Annotated in this window: 7 protein-coding genes; all 7 read left to right on the forward strand. The window is 71.7% G+C overall.

Features of this window, described 5'->3' with window-relative positions:
- The 7 genes from ABD264_RS09185 (at position 1) to ABD264_RS09215 (ending at position 12,970) form a co-directional block, all read left to right on the forward strand.
- Positions 1-1,134, forward strand: a complete 1,134-nt coding sequence (locus ABD264_RS09185) for a fatty acid desaturase family protein (RefSeq protein WP_425554316.1) — start codon at positions 1-3, stop codon at positions 1,132-1,134.
- A gap of 197 nt (positions 1,135-1,331) precedes the next feature.
- Positions 1,332-2,153 (forward strand): thioesterase family protein, encoded by an 822-nt coding sequence (locus ABD264_RS09190; protein ID WP_344205665.1) that lies wholly within the window; start codon positions 1,332-1,334, stop codon positions 2,151-2,153.
- 136 nt (positions 2,154-2,289) lie between these two features.
- Positions 2,290-2,616, forward strand: a complete 327-nt coding sequence (locus ABD264_RS09195; RefSeq protein WP_055085542.1) for a 2Fe-2S iron-sulfur cluster-binding protein — start codon at positions 2,290-2,292, stop codon at positions 2,614-2,616.
- A gap of 57 nt (positions 2,617-2,673) precedes the next feature.
- On the forward strand, positions 2,674-5,559 hold the full coding sequence (locus ABD264_RS09200; RefSeq protein ID WP_303104633.1) for an FAD-binding and (Fe-S)-binding domain-containing protein: 2,886 nt from the start codon (positions 2,674-2,676) through the stop codon (positions 5,557-5,559).
- A 12-nt stretch (positions 5,560-5,571) separates the two neighbouring features.
- Positions 5,572-6,345 (forward strand): DUF4232 domain-containing protein, encoded by a 774-nt coding sequence (locus ABD264_RS09205; RefSeq protein ID WP_055085538.1) that lies wholly within the window; start codon positions 5,572-5,574, stop codon positions 6,343-6,345.
- Positions 6,335-11,590 (forward strand): Lhr family ATP-dependent helicase, encoded by a 5,256-nt coding sequence (locus tag ABD264_RS09210; RefSeq protein WP_344205670.1) that lies wholly within the window; start codon positions 6,335-6,337, stop codon positions 11,588-11,590. Before ABD264_RS09205 ends, ABD264_RS09210 begins: the two co-directional genes overlap by 11 nt.
- 282 nt (positions 11,591-11,872) lie before the next feature.
- Entirely contained in the window at positions 11,873-12,970 is a 1,098-nt protein-coding gene (locus tag ABD264_RS09215; protein ID WP_303104637.1) for a DNA-formamidopyrimidine glycosylase family protein, read from the forward strand.
- The last annotated feature ends 167 nt before the right edge of the window (positions 12,971-13,137 follow it).

The following is a 13,137-nucleotide window of genomic DNA, read 5'->3' on the forward strand; positions in this document are numbered from 1 at the left end:
ATGAAGGAGCACCCCTTGACGCTCGCACCATCCGCACCCTCCGCTGCCACGGCCACCTCGCCGGCACCCCGGCCTCCTCGTGATCCGCTCCAGCTCACCGAGCGGGAACTCGACGAGCTCGCGGTCGAGCTCGACACCGTGCGGGAGGAGATCCTCTCCCAACGCGGCCAGTCGGATGCCCGCTACATCCGCCGCGTGGTGGCCCTGCAGCGCAGCCTGGAGATGACCGGACGCGCCTGCATGCTCTTCTCCCGCCACAAGCCCCTGTGGTGGACCGGCGTGGGCTGCCTCAGCGTGGGCAAGATCCTGGAGAACATGGAGATCGGCCACAACGTGCTCCACGGTCAGTGGGACTGGATGAACGACAAGGAGATCCACTCCACCACGTGGGAGTGGGACTTCGTGGCACCGTCCGCCGGCTGGCAGCGCACCCACAACGATCTCCACCACACCTGGACCAACGTGCTCGGCAAGGACCGGGACGTGGGGTACAACGTGCTGCGCATGGACCCGGACCAGCCGTGGCGGCCCGTGAACCTGCTCAATCCCGTGATCAATCTCCTGCTGGCCCCGGCGTTCGAGTGGGGGATCGCCATCTACGACGTGGAGCTGGACCGGTTCCGCGCCGGGACCAAGTCCGGCCGAGCCACCTGGGAGGACTTCAAGCGGGTGATGAAGAAGCTCGGGAGGCAGTCCGCGAAGGATTTCCTGGTCTCCCCCCTGCTGGCATCCCTCACCGGGTCGGGGAAGGCGTCGATCAAGGGCTTCCTGGCGGCGAACGTGATCCGCAACGTGTGGGCGCACGCGGTGATCTTCTGCGGCCACTTCCCGGACGGCGCGGAGACCTTCACGGAGGACGAGGTGGAGAACGAGTCGCGGGGGCACTGGTACCGGCGGCAGGCCATGGGATCCGCGAACATCGACGGCTCCCGCCTCATGCACTTCATGAGCGGCAACCTGTCCTTCCAGATCGAGCACCACCTGTTCCCGGACATGCCCTCCAACAGGCTGTCCCAGATCGCACCGCGCGTGCGGGAGATCTGCCGGCAGTACGGGATCCGGTACACCTCCGGCCCGCTGCCCCAGCAGGTCTTCCAGGCGTGGCGCAAGGTGTTCAGGCTGGCCCTGCCCTGATCTCACCCGGAGTCCGGGACAGGTGCTCGACTCGCCGAGAACTTCTGCGAGGCAGGCGCGAGCCCGCGCTACGCGCCGGTAGGCGTTCACACGGCCCTCCCCCTAGGGTGTAATCCGGCACACACTTCGGTCGTGGATGGGGGTGTCCCCTGGGACGCGCCGCGCACCCACGGCCCGGACAGGAAGAGGATCAGAGCATGAGCGACGAGCAGCCCGTGGGCCACCTGGGCGTGAACGGCGAGGACACCCCGGACGCCCACTACATCCGCACCGGGGAGCACAGCTTCCGCACCACCGTGTACACACAGGGCGCGTGGAGCCCCCTGGAGCAGCACATGGCGGCGTCCTCCGGGCTGCTGGTGCACGAGATCGAGCGCAACCACCCGCGTGAGGACATGATCCCGGTGCGGTTCTCGTTCGACATCCTGGGCTTCATCGCCGGCGGCGAGATCGAGGTGCACACCCGCGTGCTGCGCCCGGGCAAGACCATCGAGCTGGTCGAGGCCACCATGAGCAGCGGCGGGCGGGACTGCATCCGGCTGAGCATGTGGCGGCTGAAGACCTCGGACACCCAGGACGTGGCGGGCGGCGAGATCGAACCGCTCACCCCGCTGGAGCAGTGCGAGGAGCTGAACATGTACGAGCAGTGGGGCGGCGGCTACATCGGCTCCCTCGAGGCCCGCGTGGCGCGCATGCCCCGCCCGGGCAGCGGCGCGGGCTGGCTGCGGATCAGCAAGGCCGTGGTGGAGGGCGAGGACTCCTCACCCACCGCCCAGTTCATCAGCGCGGTGGACGCCGCCAACGGTCTGGCGCCCCGCGTGGAGATCGGCCCGTGGGCGTTCCCCAACGTGGACCTCACCATCCACATGTTCCGCGCCCCCGTCTCCGCATGGGTGGGCCTGGACACCAACGTGGAGTTCGGCGGGGACGGCGTGGGCCTGACCCACTCGGAGCTCTTCGACGAGCAGGGCCCTGTGGGACGGGTGGCCCAGGCGCTGACCGTGCGCCGCATGGGCTGAGGGGCACCGCCCCGGCGCGGGGCGGGGCTCATCACACTTCGCCATCCGATGGGGCCGAAGTTGACGGGCAACCCTAGAATAGCGGCTGGTTCCCAGAAGATTCCGGACGGGGTAGCACCCCAGGAGGTCCCAGCACGTGAGCAGCATCCTGATCAATGTGACCGACCGCGAGGGCGAGCGCACCGAGGGCGTGGAGTGGAAGGACTACGAGTCGCTCATGGAGTGCCTCACCCGCCACAAGTTCCCCATCCTGGCCACGTGCGGCGGCAACGCGTCCTGCTCCACGTGCCACTCCTACCTGAACCAGGAGGCGTTCGTGAAGACGGGCGGCCCCAACGAGGAGGAGGAGGACCTCCTCGAGATGCTGGACGACACCCGCCACGACAACTCCCGCCTCACCTGCCAGGTGGAGTGGTCCGAGGACCTCGAGGGCGCGGAGATCACGATCGCCCCGGAGTGGTGAGTCCCGCTTACTGACACGGAGTTGGAAACCTCGCGTCCCGTGGACGAAAGTTGGGGCATGACAACTCTCCGGGAGGATCTCACCACCCGCGCCGCCTACGTCTCGGACGCCTCGATCTACCGCAGGCTGCCCCGGGCCGTGGCGGAGCCGCGCTCGGTGCAGGAGGTCCGGGAGCTGCTCGCCACCGCGCGGGAGAACGGCTGGCCCGTGATCTCCCGCGGCGGTGGCACGTCCGTGGCGGGCAACGCCATCGGCGAGGGTCTGGTGGTCGACACCTCCCGCCACTTCAACCGCATACTGGAGATCGACCCCGCCGCCCGCACGGCGCGGATCGAACCCGGTGTGGTCTGCGACCAGTTGCGGGACGCCGCCTCCAAGTTCGGCCTCACCTACGGTCCGGATCCCTCCACGCACTCGCGCTGCACCGTGGGCGGGATGGTGGCCAACAACGCGTGCGGCTCCCACTCGGTGGCGTGGGGCACGAGCGCCGCGAACCTCGTCTCGCTCACGGTCATGCTCGCCGACGGGCGCCTGGTCACCCTGGATGCCGGTGGCACCTCGGACGCCGCGCTGACTTCACAGCTTGAGCAGCTGCGGGACTCCCACCTGGCCATGCTGCGCACAGAGCTGGGACAGTTCCCCCGCCAGGTCTCGGGCTACGGGCTGCACTACCTGCTGCGGGAGAACGGCTTCGACACGGCCAAGGCCTTCGCCGGGTCCGAGGGCACGTGCGGGATCATCACCGAGCTCACCGTGAAGCTCGTGCCCAGGCCCGCGCACACAGCGCTGGCGGTGATGGGCTTCGAGGACGCGATCGCGGCGGCCACCGCCGCCCCGTCGTTCCGGGTCAGGGGCGTGACGACCATCGAGGGCATGGGCTCGGACCTCCTCGACGCGCTGCGCACCCGTCCGGGTCAGGAGAACGCCGGCCAGGAGCTGCCCAGCGGCGGCGGGTGGCTCTACTGCGAGGTCGCCGGAAACACCCCCGAGGAGGCGCTGGAAGCGGCCCGCACGCTGCCCGCCCTGGCTGGGGACGCCGTCGTCGACTCCGTGGTGGTTGGCGATCCGGCCCGGGCCCGCGCCCTGTGGCACATCCGCGAGGCCGGCGCGGGCATCGTGACCCGCCTGCCGGACGGCGGCGAGGCGTGGCCCGGCTGGGAGGACTCCGCAGTGCCCCCGGCGCGGCTGGGCGAGTACTTGGGGGACCTCTACCGCCTGCTGGAAGAGATGGGCCTGCGCGGCATCCCCTTCGGGCACTTCGGCGAGGGCTGCGTGCACATCCGCATCTCCTTCGACTTCAACACCGAGCCGGGAGTGGCGCAGTACCGGGAGTTCATCGAACGCGCGGCGGAACTTGTGCACCGCTACGGCGGATCGGTCTCCGGCGAGCACGGTGACGGCCGCGCCCGCTCGGAGCTGCTGGGCACCATCTACACGCCCGAGGCGCTGGAGACCTTCGCCCGGTACAAGCGGATCTTCGACCCTGACAACGTCTTCAACCCCGGGGTGCTCGTGGACCCCGAGCCCATGGACCGCGGCATCCGCCCCGGTCCCGGTGCGCGGACCTTCGACCTCACGCCCGTGCACGCGTTCTCGCACGACGGCGGCTCCTTCGGCCAGGCCGTGAACCGCTGCGTGGGCGTGGGCGCGTGCCGCTCGGACAGTGGTGCCATGTGCCCCTCCTTCCACGCCACGGGGGACGAGGTGCACTCCACCCGCGGGCGCATGCGCTCCCTCGCGGAGATGCTGCGCGGCGAGCACCTCACCGACGGCTGGAAGTCCAAGGAGACCTACGAGGCCCTGGACCTGTGCCTGTCCTGCAAGGCATGCGCCACCGAGTGCCCTGTGAACGTGGACATGGCCACCTACAAGGCCGAGTTCCTGCACCACCACTTCCGCCAGGGCCTCACCTCCTTCGTGGGGCGCAACCGCCGCCCCATGGCCCACCTGACCATGGGGTGGATGCCGCTGCTGATGCGTATCGCCACGGCCGTCCCCGGCTCCCTGCGTGCGGTCAACGTTCTGGAGCGGTTCGCCCCGGTGGAGGCACTGACCAAGAAGCTCGGTGGGATCGAGCCACGACGGCGCATGATCCGCTTCAACGACACGCCCCTGACCTCGTGGTTCAGGGACCGCACCCGGCACGACGCCGCGGCGGGCCGGGCACGCGGTGGCGCGCGGGCGTCGTCGTCGAACGAGCAGCCGTCCGTGGTGCTGTGGCCGGACACCTTCACCAACTTCTCCGCGGACGGACCTGGCAAGGCCGCCGTGGAGGTGCTCGAGGCCATGGGCTACCGCGTGCTGATGCCCATGGGGAACGTGTGCTGCGGGCTCACGTGGCACTCCACCGGCCAGCTGGACATGACCCGCCGGACGCTGCTGCAGACCTTGGACGTGATGGCGCCGCTGATCGAGGCGGGGTACCCGATCATCGGGCTGGAGCCCTCCTGCACGGTGATGCTGCAGCACGAGATCACCGAGCTGCTGCCGGAAGACCCGCGGGCCCACGCGGTGCGCGGGCTGACCGTGTCCCTGGGGGAGTTCGCGGCGAAGCACCTGCAGGACGGCGGGGACTGGCCGTTCGACACGCTGCAGACGCGCCAGGGACCGAGCAGCGCAGTATGCCAGGTGCACTGCCACGAGAAGTCCCTGGGGGACTACTCGCCGGAGCTGACGGTGTTGGGCGAGCTGGGTGTGGACACCACCGTGGTGGGCGGCGGGTGCTGCGGGCTCGCTGGGAACTGGGGATTCGAGCCGGGTCACTACGAGGTCTCCCAGCGCCTCGGCGAGCGCAACCTGTTCCCCGCAATCCGTTCCGCGGAGCCCGGGACGATCGTGCTGGCGGACGGCTTCTCGTGCCGCACGCAGATCGCGCAGGGCACGGATGCGGAAGGAGTTCACCTGGCACAGGTGATGCGTGCCGCATTGCGGGCTGAAAAGTAGGACACTGTTGCCATGATCACCACATCGCCCACCCCCAGGGGCACCCGTTCCGCCACCCGTCCGCTGCTTGCCGTGACCGCGCTGAGTGCGCTGCTCGTGCTCTCCGCGTGCGGCTCTTCGGACGACCCCCCCTCCGAGAACTCGTCCGGATCCGCGGCCCCGAGCAGCAGCACCTCCCCGAGCTCCGCGTCCCCCAGCGCCGCGGACGCGAGCGGCTCGGCGTCCCCCACGCCGTCGTCCTCCGAGCAGACTGCACAGGCCGCCGAGGCCTCCCAGTCCGAGCCGGAGGAGACCCGCAGGGCCTCCGCTCCGGAGGTCGGGATGCCCACGGCCAGCCCGTTCGACCAGCAGAAGGCCGACGCCCAGGCGGGTGCGGGCACGTGCGCGGCGGGCCAGCTCAGCGGTTCCGCGGCGCCCCAGCAGGGCGCGGCGGGCCACGTCATCGCGAGCGTCACCCTGACCAACACCGGCTCCACGCCCTGCACACTCAGCGGCTACCCGGGCGTCTCGTTCGTGAACGCGAGCGGTGCGGCGGTGGGTGCCCCCGCCTCCCGCGAGGAGACCGGCGGCGCGGGCGCCGTCGTGCTGCAGCCGGGCGCCTCGGCCACGTCCAGTCTGCAGATCACCCAGCCCGGTGTGGTCGGGCAGGTGTGCAACCCGCAGGACGTCACGGGCCTGCGCGTCTACCCGCCGGGCAGCTACGACTCGCTGGTCCTCTCCTACCCGGGCCAGGCGTGCGGCAACCCGAAGGTCTCCCAGCTGCAGGTCAGGGCATTTGGGTCCTGATCCGGTTCTGAACCTCTTCTCCCCTGCGACCGCGCAGTGGTTCGGGGCCGCGTTCGGCGGCCCCACGGCCGCCCAACGCGGTGCATGGGAGGCCGTGGCGGCGGGCCACCACGCCCTCGTGGTGGCCCCCACCGGCTCCGGCAAGACACTGGCCGCGTTCCTGTGGTCCATCGACCGCCTGCTCGGCGCCAAGTCCGCGTCGGCACTCCCCTCTGGCACCTCCGACGACGACACCGCGGCGTCTGGTGCCGTTCCCGCGGGCAGTGTGCGGACGGCGTCGGGAACGCCCGAGACCCCTCCCGCACGGCTCCGCGCCCCTTCTGGCACGGACCGCGAGGAGTTCCCGGACGAGGACCGCACCACGGTGCTCTACATCTCCCCGCTCAAGGCCCTGGGCGTGGATGTGGAGCGCAACCTGCGTGCGCCGCTGATCGGCATCACCCAGGCTGTGAAGGCCACCGGGGGCGATCCCCCGGAGATCTCCGTGGGCGTGCGCTCCGGGGACACCCCGCAGGCGATCCGCCGCGCCCTGCTGGCCCACCCGCCGGACATCCTCATCACCACCCCGGAATCCCTCTACCTCATGCTCACGTCCAAGGCGCGGGAGACGCTGCGCCACGTGGACACGGTGATCATCGACGAGGTCCACGCCGTGGCGGGCACCAAGCGCGGCGCGCACCTGGCGGTGAGCCTCGAACGCCTCGACGACCTGCTGGAGCGGCCCGCGCAGCGCATCGGGCTCTCGGCGACCGTGGAGCCGGTGGACACCGTGGCCGGGTTCCTGGGCGGTTCGCAGCCCGTGGACGTGGTGCGGCCCCCGTCCGAGAAGACGTGGGACCTCACTGTCTCCGTGCCGATCCCGGACATGACCGTGCTGGGCGGGGCGGCGGCGTCGCCGTCCGCGGATGGTTCCGCCGCGCTGGACGGGAACCTGGACGCCCCCGGGCAGCAGGCCACCGCGTCCATCTGGCCGCACGTGGAGGAGCGGATCGTGGACCTCGTGGAGGCGCACCGCTCCACGATCGTCTTCGCCAACTCGCGCGGGCTCGCGGAGAAGCTGACCGCGCGGCTCAACGAGATCCACGAGTTCCGTCTGGAGAACGCCGCCGAGCAGGCTCGCGGTGGCGGCGGGAATGACCGCGAGGGCGGCGATCCCGTGGCCGTGGGCGACGCACTGAACGGCCTGCTGGTCGAGAGCGGGCGGCGGGCCGCGGGAATCGCTGTCGAGGGGGGCGCCGTCGCCCCCGGACCCGCACCACACGCCGCAATCCCGCGCCAGACCAACCGTTACGAGGGCACCTCCCCCGTGCTCGCGCGCGCGCACCACGGTTCGGTGTCCAAGGACCAGCGCACCCTGATCGAGGAGGACCTGAAGACCGGGCGGCTGCGCTGCGTGGTGGCCACGTCCTCCCTGGAGCTGGGGATCGACATGGGCCACGTGGACCTCGTGGTGCAGATCGAGGCCCCGTTCTCCGCGTCGTCGGGACTTCAGCGCGTGGGCCGCGCCGGGCACCAGGTGGGCGAGGTGTCGGTCGGGCGGATCTACCCCAAGCACCGCGGGGACGTGCGGGACGCCGCCGTGATCGCGGAGCAGATGCTCGCGGGGAACCTGGAGCCGCTCAGCGTGCCCGCAAATCCCCTGGACATCCTCGCCCAGCAGACCGTCTCCGCGGTCTCGGCGGAGGACGTGGACGTGGAGGCCTGGTACGACACCGTGCGCCGTAGCGCCCCGTTCCGCTCCCTGCCGCGTTCCGCGTACGACGCCGTGCTGGACCTTCTCGCCGGGCGGTACCCCTCCGACGAGTTCGCCCAGCTGCGCCCACGCCTGGTGTGGGACCGCGAGACCGGCACCCTGCAGGCCCGCCCCGGCGCGCTGCGCCTGGCGGTGACCAGCGGCGGCACGATCCCGGACCGCGGCCTGTTCCCCGTCTTCCTCGTGGGCGAGCAGGACTCCAAGTCCCCCAAGCGCGTGGGCGAGCTGGACGAGGAGATGGTCTACGAGTCCCGCGTGGGGGACGTGATCGCCCTGGGTGCGTCCAGCTGGCGGATCGAGGAGATCACGCACAACCGGGTGGTCGTGGCGCCGGCCCCGGGTGTTCCGGGCAAGCTGCCCTTCTGGCACGGGGACGGACTGGGGCGGCCCGTAGAGCTGGGGCACGCCGTCGGGCGCTTCACCCGCGAGCTCGCAGGCGCGGCGGCGCCCGAGGCCCGCGAGCGCCTGGCCGCCTCCGGCCTGGACGAGTGGGCGCAGGACAACCTGCTGGCGTACCTGGCGGAGCAGCGCGAGTCCACGGAGCACGTTCCCGACGACCGCACGCTGATGGTCGAGCGCTTCCGGGACGAGCTCGGGGACTGGCGCGTGGTGCTGCACAGCCCGTTCGGCACGCCGGTGCACGGGCCGTGGGCGCTGGCCGTCCGTGCCCGGCTGGACGAGCGCTGGGGTCTGGATGCCTCCGCCCAGGCCGCGGACGACGGCATCGTGCTGCGCGTGCCCGCCACGGACGAGGAGCCCCCCGGTGCGGAGCTGTTCCTCTTCGAGCCGGAGGAGCTCGAGCAGATCGTCACCGAGGAGGTGGGCGGTTCCGCGTTGTTCGCGTCCCGGTTCCGGGAGAACGCAGCCCGCGCCCTTCTGCTGCCGCGCGCGGACCCCGGCAAGCGCACGCCGCTGTGGCAGCAGCGCCAGCGCTCGGCGCAGCTGCTGGACGTCGCACGGAAATACCCGCAGTTCCCGATCATCCTGGAGACGGTGCGCGAATGCCTTCAGGACGTGTACGACGTCCCCGCCCTGCTGCAGCTGCAGCGGGACCTGGCCGGGCGGAAGCTGCGGGTGGTGGAGACCACCACGGACTCCCCCTCGCCCTTCGCTCGCACCCTGCTGTTCGGGTACGTGGCGCAGTTCCTCTACGAGGGCGACTCCCCGCTGGCCGAGCGCAAGGCCGCCGCGCTGTCCCTGGACCCGGCCCTGCTCAACGAGCTGCTGGGCCGCGCCGAGTTGCGCGAGCTGCTGGACCCCGAGGTCATCGAGACCACCGTCCTGCAGCTGCAGCGCCTTGCCCCGGACCGCCGCCTGCGCGGGGTCGAGGGTGCAGCGGATCTGCTGCGCCTGCTCGGCCCCATGACCGCCGACGACGCCGCCCTGCGCCTGCGCGGGGACGGTTCCGTTCCTGCGGGGTCGGCGGCCGCGGGGTCCGCCTCCACCGGGGCAGGTGCCGCACCTCCCGACACTCCGGCACCCAGCACCGAGGCGTCGGAGGCGGCGAGCACCGCCGTCTCCGCCCGGGTCGGGCACGTGGGTGGCCCCGGTGACGCGTTGGCGTCGGGCAGTCCTGACGGTGAGGACGAGCCGGAGCGGGCCGAGGACCCCGCGTACCGGGCGATCGCCCCCGAGACCGCGCGTGAGCTGCTGGAGACCCTCGTGGACACCAACCGCGCGATCGTGCTGCGCGTGGGCGGGCGTGAGGTGTACTGCGCGGTGGAGGATGCCGCCCGGATGCGGGACGCGCTCGGTCAGCCCCTGCCCATGGGGGTTCCGCTCGCGTTCCTGGAACCGGTCGCGGATCCCGTGGGGGACCTCGTCTCCCGGTATGCCCGGACGCACGGGCCGTTCAGTGTGGCCGAGGCCGCGCAGGCCCTGAGCCTGGGCCCCGCCGTGGTGGAGTCCGCGCTGCGGTCCCTGGCCAGGCAGCGGCGCGTGAGCGAGGGGGCGTTCCGCCCGAGCGGTGACCCGGCCGCGTCGGACTCGGAGTGGTGCGACATCGAGGTGCTGCGGACCCTGCGGCGTCGTTCGCTGGCGGCCCTGCGCGCGGACGTGGAGCCGGTGGACCCGCAGGCGTACGCCACGTTCCTGCCTGCGTGGCAGCACGCCGTGAAGGGGCACCAGCTGCGCGGGCTGGACGGGGTGATGACCGTGATCGACCAGCTCGCCGGGGTGCCGATCCCGGCGTCCGCGTGGGAGCCGCTCGTGCTCGCGCAGCGTGTGGTGGACTACCGGCCCGCCATGCTGGACGAGCTCATGGCCACGGGCGAGGTCATCTTCTCCGGCGCAGGGTCCCTGGGTACCGAGGACGGCTGGGTGGCGTTCCACCTGGCCGAGTCCGCGGAGCTCTCGCTGCCGCCCGTTGCGCAGCTGGACGCCACCGCGGAAGCCCTGGACTCTGCGCTCGAACGGGAGCTGCTGACGGTCCTGCAGGGCGGTGGCGCGTACTTCGCGTGGCAGCTGATCCAGCCCCTCGCCGCCGCGGGCGTGAGCGTGGACATGCCCCAGCTGCGCACTGCGCTGTGGAACCTGCTGTGGGCGGGGCTGATCACCAACGACACGTACGCCCCGGTGCGCGCGCTGATCTCCGGTGGTCACTCCGCGCACAAGACGCCCAAGCGGCCGGGGCGTTCCCGCTCAGCCGGGCGCCGGGGTGCGGCGCGGTTGCGCGCGGTGGGTCGTGGTCCGGCCGACTTCGACCCCGCGGGTTCCTCCGACGACGCGGCTCCGTCCGGCACGCGCGTGGCGCGTGCCTCCGGGGGCGGCGAGGAGCGCACGACGGCGGGCCGGTGGTCTGCGCTGCGCCCGGAGCCGCTGAACTCCACCGTGCGGGCACAGGCCCAGGCGGAGCTGCTGCTGGACCGCTACGGGATCCTCACGCGCGGACCCGTGTCGGTGGAGGACGTGCCGGGCGGTTTCTCGACCGTCTACAAGGTGCTGCGTGCCCTGGAGGACGCGGGGCGGGCGCGGCGCGGCTACTTCATCGAGGGTCTCGGTGCCGCCCAGTTCACGCAACCGGCAACGGTTGACGTGCTGCGCAGCTTCACGGACGACGACGACGCCCGCAAGGCAGGGCCCCAGGTCCTCGCCCTGGCGGCCACGGACCCCGCGAACCCGTACGGCGCCGCACTGGACTGGCCGGAGGCGGTGGTGCTGGAGTCCAGCACGAAGCACCGGCCGGGGCGCAAGGCCGGTGCCGTGGTGGTGCTCGTGGACGGTGCGCTCACCCTGTATCTGGAACGCGGTGGGAAGACGGCGCTGGCGTTCGTCGCGGATGCGGGCCTGCTGCACCTCGCGGCGGAGGCGGTTGCCGGTCTGGTGCAGCGCAAAGCCGTGGACTCCCTGGTGGTGGAGAAGGTCAACGGGGACTCGGTGCTCTCCTCGGAGGAACTGGTCACCGCGGTGCGGGACGGGCTGCTCGCGGGCGGCTTCTACCAGACGCCCAAGGGCCTGCGGATGCGGGCGCCCGTGGGTGGGGGCAGGTCCTGACTTCTGCGGTCGTCCCTATCCCCCCAGGGTGATACCGCCCCGACACCATGGCTCTCATGGCCATGACGTTGCGACTGACGGACGAGCACGTTCTCGTCGGCCTCGCGTAGGCCGACGGCAACAGCCGGCAGGACGCGGTGATCCGCGCCATCCGTGGGGTGGCCGCACGCCTGGATCGACCATCCGCGACACCACGGGCCCCGCCGTCCACAAGGGCCATTCGGCCACGCTTGGGGAGTCACGACGTACGCTGATCGCCACACCCACAACCCAGGAGGCCCCGTGCCCGAAGGCGATTCCGTCTACCGCCAGTGCAAGATGCTGCGCGAGGCGCTGGAGGGTGCGGTGATCGAGAGTTCGGACTTCCGGGTGCCCGCCCTTGCCACCTCGGACGTCTCCGGGCGCACCGTGGTGGCGGTGGTGCCGCGCGGGAAGCACATCCTGATCCGGCTCTCCGCCGCCCCGAACACTGAGGAGATGAAGTCCGGTGCCGAGCCCCTCACCCTGCACTCGCACCTGATGATGGACGGCACATGGCGGGTCTTCGACAGGGCTCACAACGACGACGCCGGGCACCTGGGGGAGCCCCGCACCAGCGGAGCCGACGCGGGTAGGAGCGGCGCAGATGCACGCGGACCAGGCAGGGCGACGTCGTCGTCTGGGCGGGGCGGCCTGCAACGGAGCCGGCCCGGCGCGAGCCCCTACCGCCCGCGCGGACAGGCCCGGCGAGGCGGCAGCGTGCGTTCCGCAGCCGAGTCGCGCACCCGGATCAGCGCCGACGTGTCCGTCGGGCAGGGCTCGCACACCATCCGCGCGATCCTGCGCACCAAGGACGTGGAAGCCGTGGGCTTCGACGTCAAGGACGTGCGCCTGGTGCCCACCCGGCTGGAGGACCAGGAGCTCGTGGGCTACCTGGGCCCGGACATCCTCGGGCCGGACTGGGACCTGGAGAAGGCCCTGGACCGGCTGAGCGCACAGCCGGACCGGGCGATCGGCACCGCCCTGATGGACCAGCGCAACCTCGCGGGGATCGGCAACGTCTACCGCGTGGAGGTGCTGTTCATGACCCGCACCAACCCGTGGGCCCGGGTGGACTCCCTGCCGGAGGGCAGGCTGCGCGAGATCGTCGTGCTCGCCCACAAGCTGCTGCACCTGAACAAGGACCGCTCGATGCGCTCCACCGTGGGCCAGGCGCCGCAGGGCCGCCCCCTGTTCTGGGCCTACGGCAGGGATGGTCAGCCGTGCCGACGCTGCGGGGTGCAGCTCAAGCGCGGGGAGATCGACGACGCCCTGCTCACCGTAGATCCCGCACCCTCACGCACTGCGGTCCAGCACCTGCGCACCATCGCGTGGTGTCCACGGTGCCAGGTCGCGGGCTGACGCGGCGCCCGGGGCTGCGGCCGACGACGTCGTGCCCCGCCGAAAGCTCCGGGCGACGGGATCTCGGCGACCCCACGCCTTCGCCAAAGCGACCCGCTTCCCGCTGAGGCAGCAGGCTGGCGGGGTCCCGAAGCCGCGGCCAACGACGTCGCACACCGGGCAGGGTC

The organism is Kocuria salsicia, assembly GCF_039532055.1.
GTDB lineage: Bacteria > Actinomycetota > Actinomycetes > Actinomycetales > Micrococcaceae > Kocuria > Kocuria salsicia.

Bases quoted from the DNA above. Each gene is read 5' to 3' on its own strand.
- ABD264_RS09185 (WP_425554316.1), top strand. From the start codon at position 1: ATGAAGGAGCACCCCTTGACGCTCGCACCATCCGCACCCTCCGCTGCC.
- ABD264_RS09200 (WP_303104633.1), top strand. From the start codon at position 2,674: ATGACAACTCTCCGGGAGGATCTCACCACCCGCGCCGCCTACGTCTCG.
- ABD264_RS09190 (WP_344205665.1), top strand. From the start codon at position 1,332: ATGAGCGACGAGCAGCCCGTGGGCCACCTGGGCGTGAACGGCGAGGAC.
- ABD264_RS09205 (WP_055085538.1), top strand. From the start codon at position 5,572: ATGATCACCACATCGCCCACCCCCAGGGGCACCCGTTCCGCCACCCGT.